This is a genomic window from Chryseobacterium elymi (assembly GCF_003385495.1).
Classification (GTDB): Bacteria; Bacteroidota; Bacteroidia; order Flavobacteriales; family Weeksellaceae; genus Chryseobacterium; species Chryseobacterium elymi.
In genome coordinates this window covers 118,929-134,166 of record NZ_QNUH01000012.1, presented here as the reverse complement: position 1 = coordinate 134,166, position 15,238 = coordinate 118,929, and the positions used below count along the sequence as shown (strand labels likewise).

The following is a 15,238-nucleotide window of genomic DNA, read 5'->3' as shown; positions in this document are numbered from 1 at the left end:
TTAAAAAGCACTCAAAATGAGCAACAGGTTATTTTATTATTGAGAAATTAAATCTTATTTTTGCCATACAAATTTTTTGAACAATGCCAAATATTTCAAACAGAGCACAGCATATGCCGCCATCGCCGGTAAGAAAACTGGTTCCTTACGCATTAAAAGCGAAACAACAGGGAATAAAAGTATATCACCTCAACATCGGTCAGCCTGATATTGAAACACCGGAAACGGCTTTAAATGCTTTAAAGAATATTGATCTTAAAGTATTGGAATATGCGCTTTCTGAAGGTAATATAGAGTACAGAAAAGCCCTTACAGAGTATTACCACACCTTAGGTTTTTCGGATCTGACACCTAATAATTTCATTGTAACTAACGGAGGGTCTGAAGCATTAAACTTTGCCATTTCCACTTTATGTGATGATGGCGACGAAGTAATCATTCCTGAACCTTACTATGCTAATTACAATGGTTTTACCAGCACATTCAACGTTAATGTTGTAGCGGTTCCGTCTACCATTGACACTGGTTTTGCTCTTCCTCCAATCGAAGAATTTGAGAAAAAGATCACAGAAAAGACAAGAGCAATCGTTATCTGCAACCCGGGCAACCCTACAGGATATCTTTACACCCGTGAAGAGCTTCAGCAGCTGGCAGAAATTGCTTTGAAATATGATATCGTTGTCATCTCCGACGAAGTATACAGGGAATATGTTTATGACGGAAAACAGCAGATCTCTATGCTGGATTTTCCGGAACTGAGCGAAAATTGTATCATCATCGATTCAGAATCCAAGCGTTATTCTATGTGCGGAGTAAGAATCGGGTGTATGCTGACGCGTTCCAAAAAAATTCATGATGCAGCCATGCTTTTTGCACAGGCAAGACTGAGCCCGGTTCTTTTGGGACAGATCGCAGCAACAGCAGCTCACCAGAACGATGGGGCCTACATCAGAGCGGTAAGAGAAGAATATACACACAGAAGAAATGTGTTGGTAGATCTTCTGAACGCTATTCCGGGGGTTATTTGCCCTAAGCCAAGAGGAGCTTTCTACTGTGTAGCAGAGCTTCCGGTGGATGATACGGAAAAATTTGCACAGTGGCTGCTAGAAAAATATTCCCTTAATAAGGAAACGATCATGGTAGCTCCTGCAGGAGGTTTTTACAGCGATCCTGAATTAGGGAAAAAGCAGGTAAGAATTGCCTACGTTTTAAAAGAAGAAGATCTTAAGAGAAGTGCAGAAATCCTTAAAGAAGCTTTGAAAAAATACAGAGAAGAATTTAGCCTCTAAAATATAATCTATGGTGCCGGCAATAAAAAATAATTACCTGAAGCTTCTGTTTTCAATGTTTTTGGTGCCGGCATTTTTTTCCTGTGACAAGACAAAGGAACAGAACCCAGCTACTCATAAAAATCCGAATGAGATAACTTTCATCAGTGTATCCAATATCGGTGGTGGCCAGGGCGATTATAAGATCATTAAAGTCACAAAAGACTCTATACATGCAGAAAAGGGTATCACAGCCCGCCAAATTCATAAAGAATGGAGCACAGCCATCAATGCACAGATCTGGAAACAGCTGATCTCTTCGATCCATACTAAAGATCTTGATGAGATACAAAGTTCTCCAAGCAAACAGTCTGTAGACGGCATCGACGAAACTTTTCAGATCAGAACTCCGAAAAAGTCACATATTTATGTTAATTCTTATGCTGACACACTGCATTACAGGCAGCTGAAACAGTTTAAAGAACAGCTCAACCTCATTCTTCCCACAGAATATCAATAAAAACATGCAAGAAAATTTCTCCTTAAAGCCTTACAATACATTTGGTGTTGATGCCAGAGCAAAATACTTTACTGAAGTACAAAACCTTGAACAGCTCAGGGTTGCGGTCAAATATTCCAAAGACCATCATCTTCAGATTTTATTTTTAGGTGGCGGAAGCAATATTCTGCTGACGAAAGATTTTGACGGCCTTGCCATTAAACTCAGCTTAAAAGGAATTTCCGAACAAGATCTTAATGAAAACGAAGTGCTTGTAACAGCAAAAGCCGGAGAAAACTGGCACGAATTTGTGATGTACAGCCTTAAAAAAAACTACGGCGGACTGGAAAACCTGTCATTGATTCCTGGTAATGTAGGAACATCACCCATGCAGAATATCGGAGCTTACGGAACGGAAATAAAAGACGTTTTTGTCAACTGTATCGTTCTAGATCTTGAAAATCTTGAGCTTAAAACCTTTAATCTTGAAGACTGTCGTTTCGGCTACAGGGATTCTATTTTCAAACAGGAAGGAAAAGGAAGGTATGTGATTCTGGAAGTGAGATTTAAATTAACAAAGAAGAATCACCACATTAAAACAGAATATGGAGCAATAAAAACGGAGCTGGAAAATTTAGGTATCACTCTTCCTACCATTCAGGATGTTTCCAAAGCGGTCATCAATATCAGACAGGGCAAGCTTCCGGATCCAAAAGTGACCGGAAATGCCGGAAGTTTTTTCAAAAACCCAACTATTCCTCTCACCCAATTTGAAGATTTAAAGCTAAAATTTGAAAACATTCCAGGCTACCCAAACGGAAATGTGGTAAAAGTCCCTGCCGGATGGCTAATTGAACAGTGCGGATGGAAAGGGAAACAGCTTGGAAATGCAGCATCACATAAACTCCAGGCATTAGTCATTGTGAATGCTACAGGAAATGCCACCGGAAAAGAAATTTTTGATTTTTCTACAGAAATTATTAATTCTGTAAAAGAAAAGTTTGGGATAGAGCTGGAAAGAGAGGTGAATATTATATAAATCACACAGGGTATTATGTAATTTTTTTTCAATTATATTTCTGATTTTTATCAATTATTTTAATTTATTCTAAATAAATATTTATTCGCATTATTATATTCGATACTTTTGCGCTTGAATTTTTATTTAGAATAAATTAGAATGATCAGATTTTTATCTTTCGCTTTCTTTTTCATTTTCTGCACGCAATATATTTATGCTCAAGATGAAAAATACCAGTTAAACATTACTGTTTTTAATGACAAAAACAAAGAGCTGGAAGAAGCTTCTATTACTATTAACCAGATCTCCACAATTACAGACAAAAACGGCAGTGCTACTCTCACCCTTCCAAATGGAAAGTATAATCTAAAAATTACTCATCTTAATTACCAGGAAAAAGAACTCAGCGTAACAATATCCGGCGGACAGAACTTAACGGTTCAACTACAATCTGTCAACAAACTGGAAGAGATTGTTATATTCTCTAAAGAAAGCAAGGGACTAACCACCAAATCTGTGATAGACAGGCAGGCGATGCAGCATTTACAGCCGTCAAGTTTTACCGATCTGATGGAACTATTACCCGGCGGACTGGCAAAATTTCCTTCTTTAAACGGTGTCAATAAAGCTACCCTGAGAGAAAATACAGGCGGACTTTCGGGTGATAAATACAGCACCTCTTCACTTGGTGTTCAGTTTATGGTGGATGACAACATCATTAATTCCAATGCAGATTTGCAGCTTTCAGTGGACCCAAAGCAGTTTTTACAAGCTCCCATGGGCAGAGAAACGGCTTTTTCAGGGGTAGATATGAGAACGATTCCTACGAATGATATTGAAAAAGTAGAAATCATCAGAGGAATTCCTTCTGCATCTTATGGTGACCTGACTTCCGGGCTGATCAAAATAGAACGAAAAATAGGACAATCCCCTTTACAGGCACGCTTCAAAGCGGATGGCTACAGCAAACAGTATTATGTAAGCAAGGGTTTTAAAATAACGGATAAATGGCAGCTGAGTGCAAGTGCGGATTATCTTGATTCCAAATCTGATCCAACGAATGAATTTGAAAATTACCAGCGGATCACAGCTTCTATCCGTTCCAAAAAAATGTCAAATTTATGGGGCAGACCTTTGGAATGGAGATCGAATATTGACTTTTCAACGAATATTGACAAATTAAAATACGATCCGGACAACGGATATCCTTCAACGGATAAATACGAATCCACCAATACAAGAATCAGCCTGACCAATAATTTTATTTATCAGCTGGATAAGGCTTCTTTCTTCAATAAATTGACTTTAAACACGGCTATCCGTCAAGGCTTTGAAAAGATTGAACAGGTAAAACTGATTCAGCTTTCGGGCCCGCGTTCATTCTCTCTGGCTACTGAGCAGGGCGAGAATGTAGGATTTTATCCGAACCTTCGTTATGTGGCCAATTTTTCAACGGAAGGAAGACCTTTGGATATCACCGCATTATTCAAAGCGAATGGCGTAAGAAAAACAGGTGGAATTACCCATAATTATGAAGCCGGACTTGACTGGAGGTATTCAAAAAACAACGGGAAAGGTCTGCAATACGATATGAGAACGCCTCCGTCTGCCTCTGTCAATATAGAAAGACCGAGAGCTTATGATGAGCTTCCGGCGTCCAATCTTTTATCTGCATTTTTCGGTGACCAGATGAGCTATGCGCTTGATCAGCATAAATTTACTTTATATACAGGTTTAAGACTATCTAAAAATTTCGGGATCGATGAATCATTTGCCATCAGCAAAAAAGTTTTTACAGAACCGAGATTGAATTTCCAGTACAATCTTCCGCATCTGATGATCAACAATTATCCTTTGAAAACGGACATTACTTTAGGATACGGTCTTTTCTACAAGCAGCCTACGCTTCTGATGCTTTACCCGAACAAAGATTACTGGGATTACACCCAACTGAATTATTATCATAACGATGAGCGTTACCGCTACGTTAATTTCATGACGTATGTTCAGTCGAGAGAAAACAAGGCTATTGAAGCCGCCAAAAGTATTAAAAAGGAAATCCGTCTTGACCTGAGCTACAGAAACCACGAGCTTTTCGTTACGTATTTTAAAGAAGATATGAACAACGGTTTCCGTAATATGGTTCATACAGCAGCTCATTTCTACAAGCAGTATGATGCTACGCAGGTAGATATTACCCAATGGACGCCTAACGGTCCGGATTTTACGAACGTACCTTATGAATTAAAAACAAACCTTGGTGAATATCTGGTTACCGAAAACGGAAGCGAGACTTTAAAACAGGGTATTGAATTCGGGTATACTTCGCCAAGGATCAAAGCGATTAATACAAGGTTTACGTTTACTGGTGCCTGGTTTAAAACGCAGTACAGAAATTCCGTACCTTTTGCTTTCAAACCCAGTGTATCAATTGGGGTAGGACCATTCCCTTATTACGGGATTTATAAAAATGATGATGGTTATAATAATTCCAACATCAATTACAATTTACTGATCGATACTTATCTTCCAAGCCTGGATCTGATTGTTTCAGCGTCTTTACAGGGAAGCCTGTATGATCACAGGGTCAATGACAGAAGAATTGCTGAGCCTATCTCCTATTATGGAGCGGACGGCATCATCCACCCTTTCACGGATGCCGACAGAACAGACATCTATAAGCAATGGCTGGTAAGAAATGTGTCTGTAACCGATAATTTAGACCGGTTAACCACTTTTACGCTTACCGGAAATATTAAAATAACGAAAAGCATCTACAAAGCCTTAAAGACTTCACTGTTTGTGAACAGACTTTTCAATTACAGTGCGCCTTATACTTTCAACAATGTAAAAGTGTACAGAAAAGGACTGAATACCCCGTATTTCGGAATGGAATTAAATTATAATTTTTAATATATATCAAAGAAAACAACATGAAAAAAAGAGTTATACTATTAAGTTTAGCAGCAATGATGACCGCTACATTTACGGTAACTTCTTGCTCCAGCGATGATGATTTCGGAGTAACAACGGCCCAGAAAGGAGCTTTAACTTTGTCTTTTTCGGGAGATAATATTTCTTCTTACAAAACCATTGATGTAGAGCTGAAAGAAGTAAACACGGGAGCGATCATTAAACAAACCATACAAAACAAAAACATCCATACTTTCGAGGTTCCTTACGGTTCTTATAAAATTACAGTAAACGGTGTGGTTATTTCCAGCAATGATGAGATCGGAGTGGGCGCTTCTGCACAGACTGACATCGCAACATTGATCACCAACCTTGAGATTCCGTTGATTCTTAAAAAATTCCATGAAGATTTTGTGATTGAGGAAGTTTTCTTTACCGGGGTAAAAACCTCTGACGGGAAAAACTACAATTCAAGCCGTTATTTCAAATTAACCAACAATACGAAAAAAGTACTGTACGCTGACAAGCTTATTCTGGGACAGTCGGAATTCCTGACAACGGATGACAAAAACCCTACTCCATACAGCAAAAACCTTTCATTTGCAGTAAAAGCAGTGATGGTTCTACCGGGAGCCGGAACCGAATACCCGGTACAGCCAGGTGACTTCATCGTTATTGCAGACAATGCCATTAATCACCAGGCCAATACAAGTACAGCGTATGATCTTCACAACGCGAATTTTGAATTCCCGTCTGTAAACCCTGCACTGGGACAGGTGGACAACCCTTCTGTACCGAATGCAAAGATCATTTATTCACAGATGAACTTCAATATGTTTTTCCTTCACGACCGTGGATTTGAAAGCTATATTATCGCACGCTTCCCTGCCGGAGAAGATGAAAATACATTCCTTACGAATTTCAAATACGATTACACGTACCAGAACAGTGCGGGAGGAGTTACTTCAAAAAGCGCCTATGCTATTCCGAACTCATGGATCATAGATGGAGTAAACAACAGTATTTCAACCAAGTTCGTTCATGTTCTGACTTCAGCAAGTATCGACGGAGGATGGACATCGGTAGGAACCATTGACAAGGACCCAACCCGTTTCGGAAAATCTGTAAGACGTAAAGTAACAGGACAGATGGACAACGGTAAAAACCTTTATATGGATACCAACAATTCGTCTAATGACTTCACCAAAGACTCTGAACCAAGTCTGAAAAACGGTATTGTACACTAAAAGTTTAGATTACTTTATTATGCTGCATACAAAAGGATCTTTCTTATTACTACTGATCGGGTTTTCGCTGACGGTAGAAGCTCAGGACAGCCTGAGTCTTTTCAAAACCCTGAACAACCAGTACAGCACAGAAAGAAATTTTAAAACTCAATTTTACTATAATCCGGCAGCTATGTCGGATTATAGTTCTGTTTCCTTCTCGGAATTTAATGCCGGATATCATGACAACAATGAAAAAAGCTACCGCCAGCAATTGGGAAGCGGCAGCAAAGGCTTAACGGTAGAAGCAAAATCTTTCCAAAAACTAAAGCCCAACCGCTATGTCTGGGGAAATGCAAACTATCAGAATTTAAAAGTCAATTCTGTAAAATGGAATGAAACTCTAGATTATGACCGCGTTGCCCCTTACACTACAGCAGATTCTGTAGGAGGAAAACTAAACCTTGAACGCTATCAGTTTGCCGGTGGTTATCTCCAAAAGCTGAACCGCTGGACTATTGCCGGACAGGTAAGCTATTCTGCACAGCTTGGATACCGTTCAAGAGATCCGAGAATGAGAAGCACCACTTCTGATCTGAAGATCAATGCCGGACTGAACTACAAGGTTTTCAGAGATTACGAAATAGGTATTTTCGGTGAATTGAATAAATACACCCAGAACAACTCTGTGAACTTCCAGAGCTTATTGGGAAGACCTTACGTCTATCAGATGTCAGGCTTCGGTTTTTCGAACTATCTTTTCAATGGAGGAACATTGCCGAAAAATACGTTTGAAGAATTTTCTTACAAAGGAGGAATTCAGATTTCTGGAAACGGAGGCCGGGATTTTTACCTTCAGGCATCCGCAGGAACGGGTAACAATATGAAAAGTTATAATGACGGTTCCAATAATTTCTTTGATATTTCTGATCTGAAGAATGAAAACCTTGAAATAGAAGGTGCCAAGTTCTTCACGGTTCATGAAAAACACAGATTAGGTTTATTGGTCAACTACAGAGCGGCAAGAAATACCGGCTCCGAATATGGCTATTCCCTGAATACCGTCGCTTTAACCCAGATTTTTAAAAGAGAATCCTTCCGCAGGGAAAATTATGAAACTACTATAAAAGGTTTCTATCAGTACACCAAAGATAATTTTTCGGTGACAGCAGTTCCTTTTTTCAGGCGTGAGGACATTAAAGAAAGAAGATTATTTCCTGATGCCGGGCAGAAATTTGTTTACATCTATTTCGGGATCAATGCAGATCTAAAACAGCAGATTAATGACCGTCAGGTGCTGACATTCCAGCCTTATTTTTCCACAAGAAAAGTGAATAAATTCATCAATGCACTGGCAACCACACCAAACGCCGGGGTCAACGAATGGATTCTTCAGGATTTCAATTTCCAGGCCAGTGATATCACCACATTCGGAGCATCTTTAAGATATGATTTTAAGCTTGAAAAACTGCCTGCATTCTTTGTAAGTGCACAGTATCAATCACAAAAAATTCAGGAAAAAAATAATAATTTTGCAGGAGGAAGTATCGGAATAACATTTTAAGTGATGAAAAGAGGTATATATTGGGTTTTAGGATTGGTTTTATTGGTATTGTGGAGTTTTACATCTAAAGTAAATCAGGATCTTTCGAATATTCAGGATCCGGATATTGAGGATATTGTAAAAAGCTACAAAAAAGCCATCACAGACTGGCCGAAACCCGATATCGATTACGGAGTTAAATGGAAAGAATTTGCTCCCATTAAAAATGATACCGCTTTTTTCACTGAGCAGGATAAGCCTGGTGTTATTTTAGGTAAAATGCTCTTCTTTGATCCTAAATTATCCAAATCAAGCCAGGTTTCGTGCAGCTCATGCCACGATCCTGAAATGGGCTGGTCAGACCGGAGACGTGTTGCTTTGGGAAGCGACCATCTTTTAGGCAACAGAAACTCCATCTCCCTGTATAATATTTCAGAACGACAGTCGTTTTTCTGGGACGGAAGGGCAAAAACCCTGGAAGAGCAGGCTGCCGGACCGCTGGGCGCCCATCACGAAATGGCCATGGATGTAAAAACCCTGCCTGCCAAAATACAGGCTGTGAAAGGGTATCGAGAACTGTTCAAAAAAGCATATGGCACAGATAAAGTGACGTATGACCGGATTGTAAAAGCGATTGCCGATTTCCAGAAAACCATCAAAAGCCAGCCGAGCCGTTTCGACAAATTCCTGGAAGGAAAATACAATGCTTTATCAGACGAAGAAATCTACGGAATGCATATCTTCCGTACCAAAGCCCGCTGCATGAACTGTCATAACGGACAGTATCTTACAGATGAATCCTTCCACAATATCGGGCTTACGTATTACAAAAAGAAATACCAGGATTTGGGATTGTATGACGTTACCAAAAAGCCTGAAGATGTGGGTAAATTCCGTACCCCGCAATTAAGAGATCTGATGCTTACCCAACCGTGGATGCACAACGGACTGTTCGGCGATCTAGAAGGTGTTGTGAATATTTACAACAGCGGAATGCACCAGCTGGACCCCAGTCCTGAAAAAAAGAAACTGGACCCGATGCACCCTGTTACCGACCCTTTATTAAAGCCTCTGAACTTAACGAAAGAAGAAACCAAAGCACTCGTTTCTTTCCTGGAATCTCTTTCAGGAACAAAATTTAAAATGAGACGCCCGGAATTTCCGACGGAATAGATTTAACCTGATTCAGACCCTACTTTTGGTTAAATAGTTTTATTTTAGCTAAAAATATCGGGATTATGGCTAAAAAGTATTCAGAAAAGGAATTTAAAAAAGTAATTCAGAAACATATCCGGAATATAGACTTTGTCAAAGTTACTCTTGATGATGATTCTGCGATCTATGGTTTTCCGGTAAAATTCTCCGATCATTTTCTTATGATGGAAGAAACCAATGATTTTACCCTGGCAGGCACTAAAATTGTTCCCTACAACAGAGTCATCAGCATCCGAAACAATCAATATGATAAAATTTCAAAGGCGATCTATGCAGATGAAAAGCTGATCCGGTTTAATGAAGATATTATTAAGAAAACGAATTTAGACAATGCCGAATCTCTTTTTAAATCCATTAAAAAACAGGATTTTCATTGCGCTGTTGAGAGCACAAAAAATAAAAACTTCTTATTTTCAATTGGTGAAATTTTAGAAGTCAGCAGTAAGTCGGTCCTCATTAACAACTACGATCCGGCAGGCAGAATTGATAAAAAGCCGCGGAAAATTTCTTTTAAAAGTATAGATCTTATTAATTTCAACGACAACTATTCTAAAGTTTTCAGAAAATATCTGAAGTAAAAAAGTTAAGAGTGAATAGTGAATAGTGAATAGTGAATAGTGAATAGTGAAAAATAAAGAGTAGAGAACAAAAAGTAGAGAACAAAGAGTAAAGAATAGAGAACACCAATATGAAAATAGCTATTTTAGGAGCCGGAAATATGGGCTTATCCTTTTCAAAATCATTTTTAAAATACGAACTGATCAAGCCGGAGCATCTTCACCTGATCACCCGCAGCGAGACTAAAATCTCTAAAATTGCCGAAGATTTCCCGAAATCTAAAATCTCCACTTTTGAAGAAACCCAGGAACTGGATGCCGATCTTATCATAGTAGCCGTAAAACCTCAGGATTTCCAGCATGTGGCCCAGAATTTCAGGTTCACACTAAAAGAAAACCAGATGGTTCTTTCCATTATGGCCGGAATTAAAATTGAAAAAATTCAACAATTATTAAATCACCCGCTTGTGGTAAGAGCCATGCCGAACTCTCCTACCCTTTTGGGAATGGGAATTACCGGTTACACGGCTGCCAATGGCATTTCCTTTAGTCAGCTCATCAATATTGAAAGACTCTTGAACAGTACGGGAAGGTCGGTTTATCTCGAAAACGAAGACCTTCTGGACGGGGTTACAGCCCTTTCAGGAAGCGGACCTGCCTATTTTTATTATATAGTAGATGCCATGATCAAAGCAGGCGTAGAAATGGGTATCGATGAAAATCTTTCTAAACTGTTTGTACAGCAGACGATGCTTGGCGCTTATCACCTGATCAACAATTCTGAAAAAAGCCTTGAAGAACTTATTAGAGATGTAGCATCCAAAGGCGGAACAACCGAAGCAGCCTTAAAGACATTTGAAGAGCGGCATTTAAAAGAAATTTTAAAAGACGGAATTTTGAATGCTGAAAAACGGGCTAAAGAATTAAACGGCTAAATCTCTTTTCAATAAACCTGCAGAGCAGCCATCCCAGATAAACACCGAAAGTATTAAGAATGACATCGTCTACCTCAAATATTCCCATTCTGGAAAAATACTGAAGCGCCTCAACAATAACGATGGCAGAAATAAAAGCATAGAGCAGCATTTTCAAATCCTTTAGTTGAGGAAATATCCAACCGAGAAAGCCAAAAGGAATGAACATTATAATATTACCTAAAACAATAATGACAATATCCTTCCACTCAATCGTATTGCGGATAAACTGTACGGTAGACAAAACCGGCTCTATCCTGATCAGGTTATCTTCATACTGAAACCTGCCCATCCCCAAAAACATAAGATAAAGCAAAAACAGCATATACGGAACAATAATAATTTTATAAGATTTCTTTAACATCAGGTACAAATGTATTCATTTCAAAAACATTAAATTTGTGTGTTAAATTAATTTAATGAAATACATATTACTTACGCTCATTTCAGCAATGCTACTGTCTGTTTCGTGGCCTACTTACGGAGTTCCTTTCTTTATATTTTTTGCCCTTGTTCCGCTTTTAATGATGGAACATGGAATCTCAAAATTTTCATCGTACAAAAGAAAAAGCTGGATGATCTTCGGCCTATCCTATCTTTGTTTTGTGATCTGGAATATTGTAACAACAGGATGGCTATACGGCTCCAAGAATCCGGACGGAAGTCATTCCATGATGGCGGTTGTATTTCCCGTTTTGGTTAATTCTTTCCTTTATTCTCTTGTTTTCCAATGTTATCACTGGTACAAAAATGCACAGGGAACCTACTGGGGATTAGGATTTCTGATCGCCATATGGATGAGTTTTGAAAAATTTCATCTTAACTGGGAACTAACATGGCCATGGCTGAATTTAGGAAATGTGTTTTCAGATTACCCTAAATTAATACAGTGGTATGACACCCTGGGCGCCACCGGTGGAAGCTTCTGGATCTTATTAATCAATGTTTTGATTTTTTATACTTTAAGAACCTGGGAAGCAGGAAGAAAAAGAAAAGATCTGATCAAAAATAGCTCAATTATCACTGCCTTAATCATTCTTCCAATGATTATCTCCTTGATCAAATACAATAATTTTGATGAAAAGCCTTCCGGGCAGGTCAATGTTCTGATGCTACAGCCGGATCTTGATCCTTACGCTGAAAAGTATTCAAAAGACAGCCTAACCATTGAAAATGACCTTTTAACTTTAGCTGAAAACAATTCAAAAGGAAAAATTGATTATTATATTGCCCCGGAAACAGCCCTTCCCGGAAGAGGATCAATCTCCGAAACTGCTTTTGAGAAAAGTCTGCTTTTAAATAATGTGAAAGAATTTTTAACAAAACATCCGGGAGCTGTTTTTGCAACCGGAATTTCTTCACACCGTTTTTATAAAAACCAGGAGAACATCCCCAAGGAAGCTTATCAGGTTAATCCCGAACTTTGGGTAGAAAGCTATAACACGGCTATTCAGCTTGCGCCACAACAGAAAGTTCAGGTGTATCACAAAGGAAAACTTGTTCCGGGTGTGGAAATCTTCCCATATATGAGTGTTTTAAAACCGCTTCTGGGAGATGCCATGCTTAATCTGGGCGGAACCGTGGCTTCTTTAGGAATAGATGAAGAAAGAAAATCTTTTTCAAATCCTTACAATAAAGGCAGATTGGCACCTATCATCTGCTACGAAAGCATCTACGGAGAATTTACCACAGATTATGTAAAAAAAGGTGCCAATTTCTTAGGCATCATGACCAATGATTCCTGGTGGGGCGTCACAGAAGGACACAAACAGCTTTTATCGTATGCAAAATTGAGAGCCATAGAAACCCGAAGAGAAATTGCGCGTGCAGCCAACAGTGGCATATCCGCCCATATCAATGCAAAAGGAGAAGTGGTAGCTGATACTTTCTATGGGGATAAAACAACATTATTCGCCAAAGTGAATCTTTACGAAACAATGACCTTCTATACAAGAGCCGGAGATCTGTTATCAAGGTTTTCCATTTTCGCTCTGGGCTTTTTACTGTTTTACTTTTTGATCGAAAAGTTGAGGAACAGGACTAAGAAAGCATAATCTTAATAATTTGACTGCAAAGTCTTTAAGTAAATCATACACTGAAAAAACAGAAAAGCCAGCTGGACGCCTGGCTTTTCTTACTAATAGAACTCTTCAGTTTTATTTAATCATAAGTTTTTGAGTGGTTATCTCGTTTTTAATTTTCAGTTTTAATAAATAAGTTCCTTTCGTGAGGTGTGACACATTGATCGACTGATCATTATTCAAAACAACATTCTGTTTTCTTCCATCCATAGAATATATTTCAACGTCCCAAACTTTTTCTCCTTTAATAAATACTTTCTCTGATGCCGGATTCGGATATACTGAAAACTTACTGTTTATTGCTACATCACGCGTTCCCAATGTGGACTGTGCTGAAGCATCTGAAAAAACCTTTGAAGCATCTATAGATCTTACGCTCCAATATACATTCTGAACAGAAGAATCCAGATCCAGGAACCATGACGGTGTTGTTACGACATATTTTGCAATATTAGCAGATCCGGGAGTAGATCCAACTTTGATCTCGTAACGAAGGGCATTTGCTGGTGTCTTATCATCAGATGCACCGCTCCATGAGAAATTAAAACGGTTTCCGGTCTTTGTTACATTAAGGACTGCAGGAGGTACAGGCTTCAGGTTAACTTCCGTAGAAGTGTTTTTGAAAATTTTGGTAAGTGAAGGCATGCCCGGATCAGCCCAATCAAATCCGGCCAATACGACATCCAGACGGTGGTTATTGTCAAAGTCAAGTAAATTCACAAACCCCGGCCCTCCTAAAGTATGCAGTCCTGTAGGTATATTTTCAGTAAAATTTTGAGTGGAAGGATTGTAGAGAAAAGTTTTGACCACTGCATCGCTGTTTTCATCATTGCCGGAAACAATAAAATCATAATATCCGTCATTATTCAGATCACCAGCAGCTACAGATGAATCCGAGATCTCACCAGCGTTTATCTGCTGTGTGTTCAGATGACCGGTTCCATCATTCATCAGTACGGCGAGAAATCCGGAATAGCTGTCATCCTGGCCTGTAATGACAATATCCTGATAGCCATCCGCATTGAAGTCTGCGAAATCCATTTTCCCGCCCGTCAGGGCAACAAGATCCTGCGAAGGTATCAGTGTTCCTGCCTGGTTCAGATATACTTTACAGACCGGATGATCACCTTGCTCCATTCCCAGAATAACAAGATCGAGAAGATGATCATTATTGAGATCCACAAACTTAAAGCTTCCGTTCTGTGTTCCGGATTGCCAGCCTTTAAAGATCTCAAAATCAGTTCCAGTATTCTTATAAAAATCAAGGTTATTCAGAAAACCCGCTCCTTCTACATATTGAGTTCCATTGACAGCGTAATCCATTTTGCCGTCATTATTGAAGTCAAACACTTCTAAAGATCCGTAGATTTTCCCGTCAAGCACGGCTTCATTAATAAAACCCGTTCCTGAGTTCCGGAACCTGTAATGTTTATAATTAACGACATCATCATAGCTTAATCCTGTAGAAATAATATCCAGAAGACCGTCATTATTAAAATCCATGAATTTTATATCTCCCAAATGCGTTGCATTCACTCCCAGGCTAGCATAAGGCTCCAGTGAAGTACCGTTATTTTTGTATACTTCGTTAAAAGAGGCATCAACATTTCCATCATTGTCAGTATCAATGGCTCCGTTGATCACTGCATCCTGCTTTCCGTCACCATCCATATCAGCCGTATCAGCCGATCCGTAGTAAAAATTTTCCATACCGGACTGGATTTCAGTATAATCCTGAGCCATCAGACCAACAGGAAGCATAGATAAAAGAATATAAATCCTCTTCATATTATTTTTATTTAGATTAATTAAAAACAAAGGTAGAACATTCGGATTTGCATTTACCGGAAAGTTTACATGAAATATATCAGTCACTTGGCTCAGCTTGTCTCGGAAATTATTTTATTTTAAAATTCATGATTATTAATCAGTCAGTTATTT

General features: G+C 38.9%; 12 protein-coding genes. 10 read left to right on the top strand and 2 right to left on the bottom strand.

Features of this window, described 5'->3' with window-relative positions; genetic code table 11:
• The first annotated feature begins 83 nt into the window (after positions 1 to 83).
• The 9 genes from DRF60_RS14750 (at position 84) to proC (ending at position 11,177) form a co-directional block, all read left to right on the top strand.
• The gene (locus DRF60_RS14750; RefSeq protein ID WP_116012778.1) at positions 84 to 1,289 is read left to right on the top strand and encodes a pyridoxal phosphate-dependent aminotransferase; all 1,206 of its coding nucleotides are present in this window, start codon (positions 84 to 86) and stop codon (positions 1,287 to 1,289) included.
• A gap of 10 nt (positions 1,290 to 1,299) precedes the next feature.
• Positions 1,300 to 1,788: a hypothetical protein gene (locus tag DRF60_RS14745; protein ID WP_116012777.1), complete on the top strand. Its 489-nt coding sequence runs from the start codon at positions 1,300 to 1,302 to the stop codon at positions 1,786 to 1,788.
• Between the two features lie 4 nt (positions 1,789 to 1,792).
• Positions 1,793 to 2,806 (top strand): UDP-N-acetylmuramate dehydrogenase, encoded by a 1,014-nt coding sequence (murB, locus tag DRF60_RS14740; protein WP_116012776.1) that lies wholly within the window; start codon positions 1,793 to 1,795, stop codon positions 2,804 to 2,806.
• Positions 2,807 to 2,947: 141 nt separating this feature from the next.
• The gene (locus DRF60_RS14735) at positions 2,948 to 5,701 is read left to right on the top strand and encodes a TonB-dependent receptor (RefSeq protein WP_116012775.1); all 2,754 of its coding nucleotides are present in this window, start codon (positions 2,948 to 2,950) and stop codon (positions 5,699 to 5,701) included.
• A gap of 20 nt (positions 5,702 to 5,721) precedes the next feature.
• Positions 5,722 to 6,948 carry a DUF4876 domain-containing protein gene (locus tag DRF60_RS14730; RefSeq protein WP_116012774.1) on the top strand — a complete coding sequence of 409 codons (1,227 nt, stop codon included), beginning with the start codon at positions 5,722 to 5,724 and terminating at the stop codon, positions 6,946 to 6,948.
• Positions 6,949 to 6,967: 19 nt separating this feature from the next.
• Positions 6,968 to 8,491, top strand: coding sequence for a DUF6850 family outer membrane beta-barrel protein (locus DRF60_RS14725; protein ID WP_116012773.1), 1,524 nt, complete (start codon positions 6,968 to 6,970; stop codon positions 8,489 to 8,491).
• 3 nt (positions 8,492 to 8,494) lie between these two features.
• A complete protein-coding gene (locus DRF60_RS14720) occupies positions 8,495 to 9,643 on the top strand; it encodes a cytochrome-c peroxidase (protein ID WP_116012772.1) in 1,149 nt (382 codons plus the stop codon).
• Positions 9,644 to 9,708: 65 nt separating this feature from the next.
• A complete protein-coding gene (locus tag DRF60_RS14715; protein ID WP_116012771.1) occupies positions 9,709 to 10,263 on the top strand; it encodes a hypothetical protein in 555 nt (184 codons plus the stop codon).
• 110 nt (positions 10,264 to 10,373) lie between these two features.
• Positions 10,374 to 11,177 (top strand): pyrroline-5-carboxylate reductase, encoded by an 804-nt coding sequence (gene proC / locus DRF60_RS14710; RefSeq protein WP_116012770.1) that lies wholly within the window; start codon positions 10,374 to 10,376, stop codon positions 11,175 to 11,177.
• Here the strand turns inward: proC and DRF60_RS14705 are convergent.
• Positions 11,158 to 11,580 carry a VanZ family protein gene (locus DRF60_RS14705; RefSeq protein WP_116012769.1) on the bottom strand — a complete coding sequence of 141 codons (423 nt, stop codon included), beginning with the start codon at positions 11,578 to 11,580 and terminating at the stop codon, positions 11,158 to 11,160. The genes proC and DRF60_RS14705 overlap by 20 nt on opposite strands.
• Positions 11,581 to 11,635: 55 nt before the next feature.
• Here DRF60_RS14705 and lnt point away from each other — a divergent pair, with 55 nt between their 5' ends.
• Positions 11,636 to 13,270, top strand: coding sequence for an apolipoprotein N-acyltransferase (lnt, locus tag DRF60_RS14700; RefSeq protein WP_116012768.1), 1,635 nt, complete (start codon positions 11,636 to 11,638; stop codon positions 13,268 to 13,270).
• 102 nt (positions 13,271 to 13,372) lie between these two features.
• On the opposite strand, the gene DRF60_RS14695 is transcribed toward lnt, so the two are convergent.
• Entirely contained in the window at positions 13,373 to 15,085 is a 1,713-nt protein-coding gene (locus DRF60_RS14695) for a T9SS type A sorting domain-containing protein (protein WP_238640218.1), read from the bottom strand.
• Between the last annotated feature and the right edge of the window lie 153 nt (positions 15,086 to 15,238).

What these genes read in the sequence shown, in the direction of transcription:
- DRF60_RS14720 (WP_116012772.1), top strand. Translation starts at nt 8,495, where the DNA reads ATGAAAAGAGGTATATATTGGGTTTTAGGATTGGTTTTATTGGTATTG.
- DRF60_RS14705 (WP_116012769.1), bottom strand. Translation starts at nt 11,580, where the DNA reads ATGTTAAAGAAATCTTATAAAATTATTATTGTTCCGTATATGCTGTTT.
- DRF60_RS14730 (WP_116012774.1), top strand. Translation starts at nt 5,722, where the DNA reads ATGAAAAAAAGAGTTATACTATTAAGTTTAGCAGCAATGATGACCGCT.
- DRF60_RS14750 (WP_116012778.1), top strand. Translation starts at nt 84, where the DNA reads ATGCCAAATATTTCAAACAGAGCACAGCATATGCCGCCATCGCCGGTA.
- proC (WP_116012770.1), top strand. Translation starts at nt 10,374, where the DNA reads ATGAAAATAGCTATTTTAGGAGCCGGAAATATGGGCTTATCCTTTTCA.
- DRF60_RS14745 (WP_116012777.1), top strand. Translation starts at nt 1,300, where the DNA reads ATGGTGCCGGCAATAAAAAATAATTACCTGAAGCTTCTGTTTTCAATG.
- DRF60_RS14725 (WP_116012773.1), top strand. Translation starts at nt 6,968, where the DNA reads ATGCTGCATACAAAAGGATCTTTCTTATTACTACTGATCGGGTTTTCG.
- DRF60_RS14715 (WP_116012771.1), top strand. Translation starts at nt 9,709, where the DNA reads ATGGCTAAAAAGTATTCAGAAAAGGAATTTAAAAAAGTAATTCAGAAA.
- DRF60_RS14735 (WP_116012775.1), top strand. Translation starts at nt 2,948, where the DNA reads ATGATCAGATTTTTATCTTTCGCTTTCTTTTTCATTTTCTGCACGCAA.
- DRF60_RS14695 (WP_238640218.1), bottom strand. Translation starts at nt 15,085, where the DNA reads ATGAAGAGGATTTATATTCTTTTATCTATGCTTCCTGTTGGTCTGATG.
- lnt (WP_116012768.1), top strand. Translation starts at nt 11,636, where the DNA reads ATGAAATACATATTACTTACGCTCATTTCAGCAATGCTACTGTCTGTT.
- murB (WP_116012776.1), top strand. Translation starts at nt 1,793, where the DNA reads ATGCAAGAAAATTTCTCCTTAAAGCCTTACAATACATTTGGTGTTGAT.